14 protein-coding genes are annotated in these 15,230 nt (G+C 42.2%); 7 read left to right on the top strand and 7 right to left on the bottom strand.

Features of this window, described 5'->3' with window-relative positions; all coding sequences use genetic code 11:
- The 7 genes from QY309_01370 to QY309_01400 all read left to right on the top strand — a co-directional run bounded on the left by QY309_01370 (position 1) and on the right by QY309_01400 (position 7,058).
- A complete protein-coding gene (locus tag QY309_01370; GenBank protein ID WKZ60138.1) occupies positions 1 to 2,361 on the top strand; it encodes a hypothetical protein in 2,361 nt (786 codons plus the stop codon).
- A gap of 342 nt (positions 2,362 to 2,703) precedes the next feature.
- Positions 2,704 to 3,243, top strand: a complete 540-nt coding sequence (locus QY309_01375) for a sigma-70 family RNA polymerase sigma factor (protein WKZ60139.1) — start codon at positions 2,704 to 2,706, stop codon at positions 3,241 to 3,243.
- Positions 3,240 to 4,028 (top strand): HEAT repeat domain-containing protein, encoded by a 789-nt coding sequence (locus tag QY309_01380; GenBank protein WKZ60140.1) that lies wholly within the window; start codon positions 3,240 to 3,242, stop codon positions 4,026 to 4,028. The genes QY309_01375 and QY309_01380 overlap by 4 nt, the downstream gene beginning before the upstream one ends.
- Positions 4,029 to 4,082: 54 nt before the next feature.
- Positions 4,083 to 4,847, top strand: a complete 765-nt coding sequence (locus tag QY309_01385) for a hypothetical protein (protein WKZ60141.1) — start codon at positions 4,083 to 4,085, stop codon at positions 4,845 to 4,847.
- A gap of 64 nt (positions 4,848 to 4,911) precedes the next feature.
- Positions 4,912 to 5,661: a hypothetical protein gene (locus tag QY309_01390; protein WKZ60142.1), complete on the top strand. Its 750-nt coding sequence runs from the start codon at positions 4,912 to 4,914 to the stop codon at positions 5,659 to 5,661.
- An 81-nt stretch (positions 5,662 to 5,742) separates the two neighbouring features.
- Positions 5,743 to 6,483 carry a DUF2490 domain-containing protein gene (locus tag QY309_01395; protein WKZ60143.1) on the top strand — a complete coding sequence of 247 codons (741 nt, stop codon included), beginning with the start codon at positions 5,743 to 5,745 and terminating at the stop codon, positions 6,481 to 6,483.
- Between the two features lie 68 nt (positions 6,484 to 6,551).
- Positions 6,552 to 7,058 carry an SET domain-containing protein gene (locus QY309_01400; protein WKZ60144.1) on the top strand — a complete coding sequence of 169 codons (507 nt, stop codon included), beginning with the start codon at positions 6,552 to 6,554 and terminating at the stop codon, positions 7,056 to 7,058.
- A gap of 6 nt (positions 7,059 to 7,064) precedes the next feature.
- On the opposite strand, the gene QY309_01405 is transcribed toward QY309_01400, so the two are convergent.
- The 7 genes from QY309_01405 to QY309_01435 form a co-directional block, all read right to left on the bottom strand.
- A complete protein-coding gene (locus tag QY309_01405; GenBank protein ID WKZ60145.1) occupies positions 7,065 to 10,010 on the bottom strand; it encodes a hypothetical protein in 2,946 nt (981 codons plus the stop codon).
- A gap of 87 nt (positions 10,011 to 10,097) precedes the next feature.
- Positions 10,098 to 10,385 carry an Asp-tRNA(Asn)/Glu-tRNA(Gln) amidotransferase subunit GatC gene (gatC, locus tag QY309_01410; protein ID WKZ60146.1) on the bottom strand — a complete coding sequence of 96 codons (288 nt, stop codon included), beginning with the start codon at positions 10,383 to 10,385 and terminating at the stop codon, positions 10,098 to 10,100.
- Positions 10,382 to 11,107: a lysophospholipid acyltransferase family protein gene (locus QY309_01415; GenBank protein WKZ60147.1), complete on the bottom strand. Its 726-nt coding sequence runs from the start codon at positions 11,105 to 11,107 to the stop codon at positions 10,382 to 10,384. Before QY309_01415 ends, gatC begins: the two co-directional genes overlap by 4 nt.
- Positions 11,108 to 11,335: 228 nt before the next feature.
- Positions 11,336 to 12,667 (bottom strand): M24 family metallopeptidase, encoded by a 1,332-nt coding sequence (locus QY309_01420; GenBank protein ID WKZ60148.1) that lies wholly within the window; start codon positions 12,665 to 12,667, stop codon positions 11,336 to 11,338.
- A gap of 42 nt (positions 12,668 to 12,709) precedes the next feature.
- On the bottom strand, positions 12,710 to 13,261 hold the full coding sequence (locus QY309_01425) for an acyl-CoA thioesterase (protein ID WKZ60149.1): 552 nt from the start codon (positions 13,259 to 13,261) through the stop codon (positions 12,710 to 12,712).
- Positions 13,262 to 13,309: 48 nt separating this feature from the next.
- Complete coding sequence (locus tag QY309_01430; protein WKZ60150.1) at positions 13,310 to 14,659, bottom strand: MATE family efflux transporter; 1,350 nt, start codon at positions 14,657 to 14,659, stop codon at positions 13,310 to 13,312.
- Positions 14,659 to 15,201 carry an NUDIX hydrolase gene (locus tag QY309_01435; GenBank protein ID WKZ60151.1) on the bottom strand — a complete coding sequence of 181 codons (543 nt, stop codon included), beginning with the start codon at positions 15,199 to 15,201 and terminating at the stop codon, positions 14,659 to 14,661. Before QY309_01435 ends, QY309_01430 begins: the two co-directional genes overlap by 1 nt.
- Positions 15,202 to 15,230: the final 29 nt, after the last annotated feature.

Consider the following 15,230-nt stretch of genomic DNA (forward strand, 5'->3'; position numbering starts at 1 on the left):
GTGAGAATTATATTCAGTTTATTGTTCGTGATTATTAGCGGTTCTTTAGTTGTTGGACAACAAGCGGGTCTAGATAGACTATATGAAAAATTTAATGATTATCGATTTCAATCTCTACAAGAAAAAATTTATGTACATCACGATAGAACCCTTTACCTAACGGGTGAAACAATTTGGTTCAAAATTTATTATTCAGATGCTTATCACCACCAACCGCTTGACTTGAGCAGTGTTTGCTATGTTGAGATTCTAGATAGTAAGAACAATCCCGTCATTCAAACAAAGATCGACCTTCGAAATAATGATCGAAGTGGATCATTGTTTATTCCTGCTACCATTAATTCAGGAAGCTTTACCTTAAGGGCGTACACACGCTGGATGAAAAACTTTAGTCCAGATTTCTTTTTTTATTCCACGATTACCATTATCAATCCATTCACCTCACCCGAAACTCCAGCGGTATCTGAGAATAGCAAGATTCCTATGATTCAATTCTTTCCAGAAGGAGGTAATTTGATAGAAGGTATTTTAACGAAGGTAGCCTTTCAAATAACCGACAATTTGGGGAAAGGAGTTACGTTAACCGGTGAAATTCTTGATCAAAACGATCAAAAGGTCTCATCATTCAGTACCCTAAAATTTGGTATTGGGAGTTTTCAATTTACTCCCCAACCAGGAAGTACGTACCGCGCGCAGCTCAAGGATGAATCTGGAGCAATTTATACTTTTAATTTACCAATCGCACAATCCGCTGGCTATGCTCTATCGGTATTGGGGAATAAACCAATTCAAATAAAAATAGAGACGACATTAAATGACGCATCCTATGTTTATGTTTTTATCCATACTCGACAAATCATAAAAAAAATTCAGGTTCAATTCTTACAAAACAGAGTGGCTTCCCTCCTTTTGGATGACTCTGCTTTCGCAGATGGCATTTCTCATATTACTGTACTTGATCAAAATCTTCATCCTGTAGCTGAGCGTTTGTATTTTAAGAGACCTCAACAGGATTTGGATTTGAAAGTCCAGGTAGACCATCTTACTTATGGTACCCGCAGAAAAGTTGACCTTGAACTGATTTGTAAGGGGCTTTCTACAGATATTCTTGATGCCTCAATTGCTGTACATCGAATAGATTCTTTGGCAGAACCGATTCGGATCAGCCTTAAAGACTTTCTATGGCTAAGTTCTGATCTGAAGGGCGAAATTGAATCACCGGAATATTATCTTACTGCAAGTGACTCCATATCTAAAATAGCAACCGATAATTTAATGCTGACACATGGTTGGAGAAGATTTTTGTGGTCAGATGTACTTGGGCGCCAAGAACAAAAGAAGTTTATCCCTGAGACCAGAGGCCATATCATTCAGGCATCCGTATCAGATCATACTGGGAATAACATTGGTGGAGTTCAAACATATTTATCTGCTCTGGGTAAATTAATAAAGTTTAAAGCCGCCACCAGTTCAGCTGATGGAACTACGGTTTACGAAATGAATGATTTTTATGGACCTCAGAAAGTAATTATTCAAAATTCTCAAGAAAGCAGTGGTTTGAATGAGATACATATACAAAATCCATTTTCTAAAGACTATGTGTCACGTTTACTTCCACCAACCGATTTTTTGTCTTTGAATCAAAATACATTAATCCAAAAAAGTATTAGCATGCAGGTGCAGGATATTTATTATCCAAGCGATTCAAATAAGAATAGGTATTCAGGAATCGACAGTAGTGCATTCTATGGAATAGCAGACGAAACTTATTCACTTGATAGCTATACTAGGTTTCCGGTTATGGAAGAGGTGATGCGAGAATATGTAAAGGGTGTATTCATTCGAAAACGGAAAGATAATTTTCAGTTTATTCTCCCGGATCGAGTACGAAATAGTGTGTTGCCAGATCATCCTCTTGTCCTCCTAGACGGTCTATTAGTATTTGATGTGAATAAGGTCATGATTTTAGATCCGTTGAAAATTAAAAAACTCGAAATACTGAATAGGCAATTTCACATTGGTTCTATGGTAACCCAGGGCATTGTTAGCTTTACTTCCTATACTGGAGATCTTGCAGGATTTACCCTTGATCCTGCTTTACATGTTACAAATTATGAAGGTCTGCAATTCAGCCGTCAGTTTTATTCACCGATCTACAGTGATGAAAAATCTCGGAAAAACCATTTACCCGATCAACGTAACCTTCTTTTCTGGTCTCCAAATGTAACCCTGCATGGCGAAGCTCCGGAAAAACTATCATTCTATACTTCAGATTTACCTGGCCTTTACAGGATATTACTTGAAGGATTGTCATCACAAGGATTGCCAGCAAGTGCCACATTTACATTTGAAGTAAAATGAAATTTAAGAATCCTTACTGTGGATATAATCTAACTTCATATACCCTCTGGCGTTTGGGGCACGACCTAATTTTTCCAGATGCCTCTCATCAACAAGTTGATTGATGGCAATGTGAACCATTTGCTTGGAGACCTGAAGTCGGGCAGTTATCTCCTTATGGTGAGTTCCCTGTTGTGCTTAAAGAGCTCAATTAGCGCAAATTTTATAGTCATTTGATATTTGACTATTTACTGTCAATAGTCAAATATAAATAAAAAGACCAAAATTGGCTTAATTCAACATTGTAACCTTTCAACTATTATCCAGTAACTAACACGAAACTTGACAAAAAGCATTGATTTGATGAGTGACGAAACCCTCATGGAGGCTGTAAAAAACGGCAACCTGCAGCAAGCATCTGTGCTTTTTGACCGCTATAACAAGCGGATTTTCAACTTCCTGGCCCGCATGACTATGGACCGTGAGCTGGCAGAAGACCTTACGCAGAATGTGTTTCTGCGCATCATCAAATACCGCGGGAGTTACCGCGATGGTATGCGGTTTCAATCGTGGATTTACCAGGTGGCCCGCAATGTATTTTCGGATCATTACCAGGCAGCGAAAAACAAAACTTCGGGTTTTGTAGATGTAGAAAAAATAGGTGAAACAATAATGGATTCGTACGAAAGCCATGAACAGGATGAACGTGAAAAGTTATTACATAAATCATTGGCGATGCTTAACGATGAACAACGTGAACTTTTGGTGCTTACCCGGTTTCAGCAAATGAAGTACGAAGAGGTGGCTGTGATTATGGATACTACCGTGGCCAACATAAAAGTGAAAGTGCATAGAGCCATTCAAAAATTAAGGGAGCATTACTTTCAACTGGAAAGGATATGAATATGGATCAGGAAACATTATTGGGCATGATCATCGATTACATCGATGGGAAGCTAAACGAGGTGGATAAACAGGTGATCGAGCAGGAGCTTGTGAAAAATGCTGATGCTTACAAGCTGTATGAGCAGTTGAAGGAAGTGATGCAGGTAATGGATAAATCAGAAAAACTTGAGCCTTCTGAAAAACTCATGCAGAAATTTGAAGCGGCCTTGCAAGTTGAAATTAATGAGGAACAAAAATCAAAAACTGTATTCTTTACACCGGCCTGGTATCGCGCAGCTGCTGCTGCAGCGTTGCTCATTGTTGGGGGTGGGGTAGGGTATTGGATCAGCCAGCAAAATCAGCAGCGGAGCGAGTTAGCGGCATTACAATTGGAAATGCAAGAAACACGCAGACTTGTTCTTGCACAAATGAATAATAATCAGTCGGCCAGCCAACGCATGTTGGGAGTTATGGCGGCATATGAATCAGTACAAGCCAATAAGCCGGACGATGAAATTGTGGAGGCACTTGTAACCACTATGAATAATGACGGTAACAGCAATGTGCGGCTGGCAGCGATTGAAGCGTTGAGCAAGTTTACGGGCGAAGAGAATGTTCGAAAAGCATTGGTTCAATCCTTGTCGGTACAAAAGGACCCTGTAGTTCAGATTGCGTTGATTCAATTGTTGGTGCAGATGAAAGAGAAAGGAGCTGTAAAATCTTTTGAACAGATTATTGATGATGAACAGGTGTTACCCGCGGTAAAAGATGAAGCGCACGCAGGAATTTTTAAACTATCCTAGAAACATTCGCGATGTATATATAAATGTTTGATTACTATTTAACTCTTTAAAAAAATGAAAAAGCAAATTTTAGCAATAGCATTACTACTTGTAGCCACCGGGGTTTTTGCCCAGGAGTACAAGTTGGCCAAAACATCAGGCAAACTGATGATCAGTGAAGTGAACAACGTAACCATTGAAGGGTATGACGGAAAGGAAATCGTGTTTTCGTCTATGGACGGAGTAAAGGAAAAAGACAAGCGTGCTGAAGGCCTGCGTGCCATCAGCGCCATGGGCCTGGAAGATAACACCGGTATAGGTTTGTCAGTGAAGGATAATGGAAACACCGTTGAGGTGTATCAAATGAAAAAAATGGATGGCCCTAAAGTAAAAATACTTGTTCCTAAAGGCGTATCCATTTTGTATTCGCATTCATCGCCTTACGGAAACAGTGTAAAGTTCAAGAATGTAGCTAACGAAATTGAAATCTCTACGTTGCACAACAGTGTTCACCTGGATAACGTGACCGGTCCGTTGATGGTGAAAACCGTACACGGAAGCATTGATGTGATCTTTGGGGTTACCATCAACAACCCCATTTCAATTGTGTCGGTTCACGGTGCAGTAGACGTAACGCTGCCTGCTACTACCAAGGCCAACCTGGCTATGAGTACAAGCTGGGGAGAGATGTTTGTTGACCCGGCCATAAAAATTGAATTTGATGGTCAGGGTGAATGGAAGAAATACGGCTCCAACAAAGTGAATGGCAAACTGAATGGTGGAGGCCTGGAAATGCAACTGTCATCTACTCACAACAACATCTACTTACGTAAGAAGTAACCAGTCGTCCAGATCATCCTGATAAAATTTACTGGATGATCTGGACTACATAATCCCTAACGGTATGAAAACAAAACTAATACTGGGACTGATCGTCCTGGGCGTGACGGTTTTTGCTCAAACTAAGATTGAAAAAGTTGTTCCTGTACAAGCAGGACAAAAACTTGCGTTTGATTTTGATTATCCTGAATTAATTAAAATTCAAACCTGGGATAGAAAGGAAGTATTGATCAAGGGCACGGTGAGTATAAACAAAGGTGAGAATGATGAGGCTTTTGAACTGGTTACACAAACCAATGGCAATTCGGTTAATGTGTCGTCTACTATAAAAGACATGGATAATCTTCCTAAACGGATTGTGATTAAGAAGGGTGATACCGAATACGTTTTTAAGGGCAAGGACTATAAAGACCCTGAAGTGAAAAAATTCCTGGAAGAGCATGGTGGAAACTATACGTATATGTCTTCGGGAGTCATCAAAGAGATTCAATTGGAAATTTTCGTGCCGGTTGGCATGGAAACCTCCATACTGGCCAAGTATGGATTGGTTGAAGTATTGGGGTTCAATGCTCCGCTTACGGTTGAAGCAAAATATGGAGGTGTGGATGCCACCATTAACGCACGAGCTACGGGCGAGTTGGTTGCACGGACACATTATGGTGAAATACTAACCAACCTTGATCTGCCATTTGACTCATCGAAAGATGGAGATTCCAACTACAACAAATGGACACAAATATCTGTAAAGCCCGGAAGCGGTCCGCGTTACATGCTGGAGTCTAAATACGGAAAGGTGTATTTACGGAAACCTTAACCAGTTAAATATAAATACTTGACAAAAATTACTCAATGACTATCTTTCGCAGCTTATTAATGATTCACTTAATAAGAGCTCATGCGAAAGATAGTTTTAGGTTTTTGTTTCCATATTTTATTTCTCAGTGTACAGGCGCAGGTGAAGACGGTAAGTGCCGTTGAACAAGCCTGGTTGGGGTATTTTAACCAAACCCGCCTCACTGACCGCTCCGGAATCTGGCTTGATCCACAACTTCGCCTTACGGATAATTTTGTTGATCGTGCCGGTATTTCCATTCTTCGTGCCGGCTATATTTATTTTTTGAATGACAATGTGCGACTAACTGCCGGATATGGGTACATCACCGCCTATTCCGGTTCGGATGAGGTACCCAACATACCTGAGCACCGCCCATGGCAACAGATACAGTGGTTCGACAAGCGCAAGCATTTTAGTATGATGCAGTATGTACGTCTGGAGGAGCGTTTCAGGCGTAAATCAAATGGAACTGAGTTGTTGGATGATTACTTGTTCACCTATCGTTTCCGTTACAACATCGCATTCACCATCCCGCTTAAAGCGGGAGGAGTGCAACCCAAAACGCCTTTTGCCTTTGTCAACAATGAAATTCTCATCAATGCCGGAAAGGAAGTTTTGAATAATTATTTTGATCAAAACCGATTCTTTGCGGGTGTAGGGTACCAGTTTACCAAATCACTAAACGCACAAATAGGCTACCTGAATGTATTTGTGGCGCAACCGGTTCCTTATACATTCACAAATGCACACGCAGTACGTGTTTTTGTATTTCATAATCTTGATTTGAGAAAAGAAAAGTGAGATACATACACAATAAATTTTCTGCCAGTTAAAATTCCTCTATCTTCACGCCCGATTTTTTAAACGAAATGGCACTACTCGAAAAACACCTGTACATAAAGAAGTCTACACTACCCAATGCCGGTAAAGGATTATTCACTAAAGTAGCAATTCCCAAGGGAACACGCATTGTGGAGTACAAGGGCAAAATTACCACCTGGAAAGAGGTGAAAGATGATGACGGCAAAAACGGATATATCTTTTATGTAAAGCGCTACCATGTTATTGATGCCTGGAAAACCCCGCAACACCTGGCGCGTTATGCCAATGATGCCAAGGGCCTTTCCAAGGTAAAGGGTTTGCGCAACAACTGCGATTATATAACCGATGGCCTCAAAGCCTATATTGAATCCAAGCGCGATATACCAAAGGGGGCAGAGATTTTTGTGGATTATGGTCCGGATTATTGGAAGACCATCCGTGAGAATATCAATCTGGCAAAGAAAGAAAAGCGCGTTGAAAAGAAGAGCAAAGGCAAAACCAAAAAGCACTACAAGCGAAAAACTGCCAAGCGTGTGGACACACACGTGCACTAAGCTTGTTTACCTTCTTCGCTTTAAGGATTCAGCCTCTTCAAAGGCAACTACTGCATAATTATCAAAGCCGACCCGCGTAGCTTCTTCAGCGTATGCCATCCAAAGTTTGTACGAAGTCGTGTTTATCTGAACGGCTTCTGCAAGAATATTATAGGCAGTGAACGCATCAGGGTTTTGTTTGCGAAAGAAATTTGCTGCAGCTATTACACCATCTTCAAAAAATGGATTATAATGAGCCAATCTACTAAAACCGGCTTTGGCCTGTGTGGTGTCGCCCTTATGTTGATTTATTAGCGATTCATAGAGTAGTTTTTCCAATACCTGATAAGCAGAAAAACTTGTTTTCTGAATTTCCTGTTCAAGTTGATCAACCCGATTAAGGGTAGCGAAGAGTTTTAGTTTAAGATGATTTATTTTTTCATCGAGTACGTTATCGGTTAGCTCCAAAGTTGCGACCTCGTTCAGGTATCGAACAGCCGTTGAAATTCTATTGAAATCGAGCTGACGTTCGGCCATCTCAATAAGTGCAGTAGCCTTATAGTCAGTATTTTCAAATAAGGGCAGTAAACGCGAAAACAGGATGGTATCGGCAACCCCTATGCGATAGCGAAAGAATTGATACTTCTCCAGGTCATTAAACGAATCAATATTAACGGAAGGACTCAATACTTTTTTTAGCTGTCTTCCAATCTCCTGTATGTTTTCATCGTCCTGGCGGGTTAGTGAATCTGCTTCGGCAAGGGCTTCGGCAAATTGCCTTGCTTCGGCAAGGGCCAGTGTGTTGTACTGGCGTGCCTCTTTATAATTGTGTTGAACAGCAAAGTTGAAGCTCGTAATGGCCAACTCAGGACTTCCCTGCTCCAGCGCCCACAACCCCGCAATGTAATTGAACTTGCCTTGCATAATTTCACTCAGGTAGCCCAACTCTCCCATGATAGAAAAAGCTTTACGGACATTGTGTTGATGATAATACGCTTGTGCCAGCGTTGCCTTCAGTGCTTCCTGGTAATCCAGGTTTATCGAATCCATTATTATTGTTTCGATTTTTTGTAAGGTTACCGTGTCAATTTTTTTCAGGTTGTGTACCAGGTAATTGTTAAGCAAGGTGGCCGATGCTATATCCAGTTGCTTGTGCATCAACGGATCAACCGGATACTTGAATGCTTGTCGTTGTAAAGAGGCTACAGCCAGGGCATTGGCAACGGTTAATGGGGAGGAGGTATTAAACTGTTGTAACATCGAATCGGATTGTACAGGCAGGTACTCTTTACCAATCAATGCGATTACATTCGCCTCTGCAGCTTCTATTGATTTTTTATTTTTTCGTGCAGCATCGAAATAATATAGCGAAGAGTCAAGCTTATGAATTTTTGAATAAGCAAATCCCAGGTTGTTTTCTAACGGTCCTGAGTTGGGGAATTTGTTTAATGCTTTTGAAAAAGAAGCAATTGACTCAAATGTTCTACGCTCGGCCAAAAATAAATTTCCTTCGTTAGCCAGTGAATATTCCGTTGGCCGGATGCCGTTGGCAAGGTCATAGTGATTATAAGCATTTTTGAGGTTGTTTTTGCCAACCTCCAGTTGTGCCAAAACGTAATTCGACCGGTTGTTTTGAAAGCCATACGCACGACCTTGCTGATAATACGCTTCTGCAAGTGTTTCACGATCCAACAACACATATAGATCACCCAGCTGATTGTAAAATCCTGACATGCCGTTATAGGCGTATTCTTTCCAGCCTGAGTAGAATACAAACCCAAGGGTGGCAATCAATCCAGCAAAGCGGAAGGTGAAGTAAGGCATACGACTCGGCTTATAGAGCACTTTCCAGGCGTTGAGGTTCTCAGCCATCATCAGCATAAAATTCGAGACGATGTAGATGAGGAAAATACCTCCATAACCGATATGACTGAAAATGATTATGTCGCGGATAATGGTAACGGCAGGATCGTTGTGATTACCAAGTAACATGCCACCCGTCAGAAAGGTGATGCTTCCCAGAATAACAATCAGGTAGGCGCCAAAAGGGCTGAATGGAAGAATATTTTCATACAGATTTTCACGGTGGCGAAATCCCCATACACCCAAAATGGCTGAAAGCGTTAGCAGCAAGAAGAAATTAATGTAGATAAAATCCCATTCAATAAGTTTTTTCTCGTGCATATAAGCGAGCACCAGATTGACCATATACACTACACTGATGATCGAAAAGTGCCTCAGGCTTTTTGAAGTGGCAGTTCCTGCGCTGGTGATGTAAACAAACGATGCCGGAATTTCATGGGCGATCATTAAAATAAAAATGACCGACAAGATTAAGCCAGGCAGATACCCGGTAACGGCCATGTGTAAAAGCGGATACTCAACTCCGGCAAAGAAATGAATGCCAACTGCTAACAGTGCCGTCAGTATCAGAAAAGTAATGAACCTGAATATAAAAGACGTGGATGAACGAATGCTGTTAAAGAAAAAACTAGTCAGCACATAAACTGAAATGATAATAATTGGTATTGTCCTGCCACTTATTTCAAATAGCCTTAGTACCTCCAGGCGCATGCTTACCATAAACAGTATGAACAATCCCGTACCTACGAAGTACCAGAATTTTTCAAGTGTGGTAATGAGCGTTAGCAGCAACACCACGCCAAACACTAAACCAATAAGAAAGAAGTACGAGGCATTCAGGTTGGGATGTATAACAGATCCGTTGAAGTAAGAAAAGGTAAGATACGATTCAATCGGGATGGAGATTTCAAAATTCCCTAAATCAAATGTATGACTTATGGATTCGCGTGTTTCTTGTTGGTGAAAAACCATCCAGTCGATAACTGCATCAGCTCCTTGAAAATACCCAATCCAAAGAAACAACACAGCGGCTAAAAATAATGTTACTACTCCATACCAGATAACCCGATAATCGATCGGCCAATTTTTCCAGAACCAACGTGTTTGCATAGCTGAATAAAACTTGATGGCAAGCTACTAATTTTTGTTTGTTACGGATAGCGTATATGGGGAGGCTAGTAGGTTTTCGGTTACTTGCTATTCGATCACCTTGGGTACACGGAAATATTGGGCATCATGTGCAGGTGCATTTTTAAGCGCCTCTTCTCTGCTTAGTTCTTGTTTTATAACATCTTCGCGAAAGGCATTCACTTCATGACTCATAGAGGTAAGCGGTTCTACATCCTCCGTGTTCACTTCTTCAAGTTTATTAATCCACGCAATAATGGCATTCATATCCGTCATGAGCTTTTCAGCTTCAGCATCCCGGATTTCAAGTCGGGCCAGGTGGGCGATTTTATCCAGTAATTCGCGCGTGATGTTCATGCCAATTGTTTTTTCAATTCCTGATCGATGATGGAAAAAACCCTTTCTTTTAACGTGTTAACATCTTCTGCGGTCATGCCCTTGGTTTCAATCGGTTCGTGGAAGATGAGTTTTACAGGTTTCCACCGGATCAGGAATTCTTCTGGAGGTAAAATTATCCAATTGTAGGGAATGGTTACCGGTACAATGGCAATTTGTTTTTCAATGGCAATGCGAAAAGCGCCATCTTTAAATTTGCCCATCACCGGGTCAGCTGTAGTTACGATACCGCCTTCCGGATAAATAACCAGGCTCTTTCCTTCATCAATGGCTTTCAATGAGCGTTTAAATGTATTCACCCGACTGTTCAGGTTGGCCCGGTCAACAGTAATGTGAAGTTTTCGATACATGAATCCAAATAACGGAATGTGTTCCATATCGTTCTTGCCAACAAAAATGGCATTGTGCGGATTCAGGCCCATGATGGGAATATCCGCATAGGAAAAATGATTGGGGCAGAAAATGTATTGTTGTCTCGGATCAAGCTTTCCGCGCACCTCGCGTTTCCAGGGCAAAGCAATCAGTAGAAAAAATGTATACGCCCACCAGCGGTTGAAAACACCTACCAGTTTAAATTGCTTTGGAAAGCAGATGGGTATAAGCAACAAAAGAAAGAAAATGAAAAAAAGGATTACGAAAACAAATATGGTGTAGCCCGTGTATAACCATCGAATTACTTTCATTATTTGTTGTGCTCAACGAGTTGAAGTGAAGAGATGTGTCCAGACAGATCAGACTGCCCTCCATAGATCAAATTTTTTTCGGTTCTTTTTGAAGAGAGAAAATTGCTGAGGTGACATGACAGGGCCTTTAAGAAGTAATTCTTTCAACGGTTTCTTTTTTTGAAAAGAAAGTTTTTTCTTCTTGTCCTTCAGTTTCATGGTTTAAAGATAGATAATTCCTGTTTAATATCAGTCCCTGTTTATACTTGTTAATCGAGGAATCACCAACAACTCGCGCTGCCTTCCATCGATGTAGCGAAATCCGCTCTCATCAAAGTAGCCATCTTCTTCCAACTGAATACGAATTTCTTTCTTCCATTCCTGGATATAAACGGAGGCATTGAGTTCGATGGAGTAAGCAGTATTGTAATGCAACGGGTAGTCACCTGTGTACGGAACGCCACCCTGCATATCCCACATGCCAATGGTAGTACCGGCAGCATGCCCGTGAAAACCGATCGGGTGTGTATAAATGGAGGGTGTGATTCCCTGCTCAATAGCTTGCTGTCGCGATTCTGCCAGTACCTGATTTCCGGTTTTGCCCGCCTTGAAGTTACCGGTAAGGATATCCTGCAATTTGTTTCCGCGGGAAAACGCCATTTTCAGGTAGTCGGGGGCATCTGTTTCACCGGGTTTTAGAATGTATGCATGCTGTTGCGTGTCGGTGTTCAGGCGCAGATACGTGATGCCAAAATCAACGTGCAATAAATCGCCTGGAAGAATGACATACGGCTGCGGGCGTTTACTCATAATGGCTTCCGATTCGTTACGTTGAATGGAAACACTGGGTTGAAACCAGGTATCCAGTTTAAGTTCTTTTATTTTTTCGCGATACCACCATACCACATCATCGGTTGTGGTGATGCCGGGATGAATCACGTGTTCTGAAAATCCTTCAGCAATAATATCATGCGCTATGCGACAGATTTGTTGGTAGATGATCATTTCGCGCTCGGTGCGGGTTTCCAGCCAGCCTACCGCCAGTTTTTCGGCAGAAACAACTTTGGCCTGATGTTTTTTAGCTAAGGCATTAACCATTTTTTTATGATGTGAAAACGTGAGCCCATCGGCATGGCCGTAATGATCGGAAAAGTTGACTCCGATTTTTTTTGGATTACGTTCATCAATCAGTTTGGCCAATTGTGCCCATTGATCGGGTTGGGCATCCGGATCCCAGGCGCGTTTGAAAATTTTCCCGACATCATAACGCGATACAGCCAAGCATTCAATTTCTTTATCTGCACCGCGATCAAACATCACCAGCATGGTGGTTCTGCGTGCAGCAAACCACGTGGCCGGAAGAAACGTGCGGATAACCGGATCTTCATTGTATTCGCTACTGATGACTACCCACATATCGAAACCTTCCCTACGCATAAGGCTTGGCAGTACTGTGCGTACACGATCTTCAAGCAGTTCATCAATGACTTTGGCTTGTTCGCGCTGGGTTAAAATTATGGGGTATTGTGCAAATGTGATGGTTACAACAGAAATAAACAGAAAGCTGAATAGTATTCTCATAAGTAGTTATTGTGTCGGTAGTTTAAATCCAAAATCTGCAATCTAAAACTGCAGGATGCATCGTTCATTCTTCAGTATTTCTTCTGCGCGTTCTACCGCAATGTGCGATTTGGCATCGTCCATTTGTTCGCGTACCGCATTTTTAATTTCCTTCATGCGCATGGCTTCAATGAATCGCTTAACATCTTCCCGGTTTTCAAGAATCAGTTTGGGCACAGGGGTGGGTTTGTCGTTGTCATCCTTGGCAACCATGGTAAAGAAAGAGGAGTTGGTGTGTTTGGTTACATGCGTTTTTACGTTCAACGCTTCCACACGAATACCCACCACCATAGATGAGCGTCCTACATAATTCACGGACGCATGTAATGAAACCAGTTCACCCACTTCAACGGGTTGAAGAAATTCAACTTTATCTACTGTAACGGTTACACAATAGTTGCTGGAGTGCTTGCTTGCACAGGCATACGCAACCTTGTCCATCAGCGAAAGCAAAATGCCGCCATGAATTTTTCCACCAAAGTTTGCATAGGCGGGAATCATCAACTCGGTAATGGTGGTTTGGGAATAGCGAACGGGTAAGGCTTCATCCTGCATAACAAAAAATTTTATGGCATTGAAGATAGGGGAATCCTGAAAATACTCCTATTCGGTAGTGACAGAAGTGTGCAACAGTTTTTTGCTGAGCATGGCAAAGCGAATAAACATGGCTGTTGCGGTTATGGTAAGCCCAATTAATAGCCCCATCCATATTCCGTTTGCTCCATAATTCAGTTTAAAACCAAGCCAATAGCCAAGCGGTAAGCTGATTACCCAATAAGCCACGAAAATCATCAGCGAGGGAATTTTAACATCCTGCAATCCACGCAACGCGCCAGCGCAAACTACCTGCATGCCATCGGAAAGTTGAAACAGCCCTGCTATGATTAACAAAGGGGCGGCCATGGCAATTACCGATTGATCATCAATGTACAGTAGCGGCAATTCGTGCCGCCACACCACAAAGGCAATTCCCCAAACAGTCATGATGAGTAACGCCATGCCCATCAGCGTAAAGCCAGCCATGCGCAGCGTGGGGATGTCGCGTTTGCCAAGGTAGCTTCCCACCCGAATGGTTGCGGCTGCACCAAGACCTGATGTAGTCATGTAGCTAATGGTGGCCAGGTTGATTGCAATTTGATGAGCAGCCAAAGCCGTTGTGCCAAGCCAGCCCATCATGATGGCTGAGAATCCAAACGCACTCACTTCAAAAATAAACTGAATGCCGGCTGGTATACCAATGTTCAGCATGCGGCTGATTAGCTTGCGCGAATAATTGCCAAAAGCAAACCCGGCCCGGTAGTCGGCAAATTTTTTTCCGTAATAGATGTAGAGAAGCATGAGTGCCCCCATAAGTACGCGCGAAATCAGGGTGGCCCATCCGGCACCATTCAAACCAAGTTCAGGGAAACCATACTTTCCATAAATGAAAAGATAATTCAATAAGATGTTCAGCAGGTTACAGACAATAACAATAATCATCGCCATACGTGTGCTGTGCAACCCTTCGCCAAACTGGCGATAGGTTTGAAAAATCATGAACGGAACGATCGACAACGAAATGATATACAGGTAGGGTATGGCCAATACCACAACGTCTTCAGGTTGGTTGATGTAGTGAAGCAGCGGACCGACACTTAAAATGATGATCAACAAAACAAAACCTGTAATGAGGTTGATGATAAACCCATGCCGTAATAAGTCGGTAATGGATTTTTTGTCTTGTCGGCCATCGGCTTCGGCTACAAAAGGTGTAATCGCATAAGAAACTCCAATGCCGAAGGTGAGCAACAGCATGAACACCACATTGGCCAATGATGAGGCGGCCAATGGCGTTGCGCCTGTTCGCCCGATCATTATACTGTCGGCCACACCCGTCATTACCTGCCCCAACATGCTGATCATCACCGGGTAGGCCAGCAGAAAGTTTGTTTTAAAATGTTGTCTCAGTGTCATTATAAATTTTTCAAGCGGGCAACCTTCAGCAAACCGGCCACGCTGATGCTATCGGTTATTTTTCCGTCCATCACCATACTTACGGCCTCTTGCAGGGAAAGTTTTTTCACCACCAGGTCGGCCTCGGTCTCTTCGCGATCATCTTCGCCTTGTGTTAAATCTTCTGCCAGAAAAACAAATCCCTCTTCATCGGTAACCGAGTTTGAGGTGTGTATGCGCATCAACAAGGTCCACTTGTTGGCTGTAAGTCCGGTTTCTTCTTTGAGTTCGCGTTTGGCAGCCTCCAGCGGTTCTGTGTTCATGGCCCCACCACCTTCGGGAATTTCCCAAGAGTACGCATTTAAGGTATACCGATATTGACCTACCAACCAGGTGTTACCGTCTTTATCCACGGGTATTATGCCGATCGCTTTATTTTTGAAATGCACTTTACCGTAAATACCCTTTCCGCCTGCCGGGTTAAGTACATCATGCTCCGTTACATGAATCCATTTATTGCTGTAAACCTCACGGGTGGTCAGGGTAGTCCAGGGATTGTTCATGTTCTTTTCAAAATTTACGGCCCAAGATT

This window comes from Cyclobacteriaceae bacterium (assembly GCA_030584025.1).
Lineage (GTDB): Bacteria > Bacteroidota > Bacteroidia > Cytophagales > Cyclobacteriaceae > UBA2336.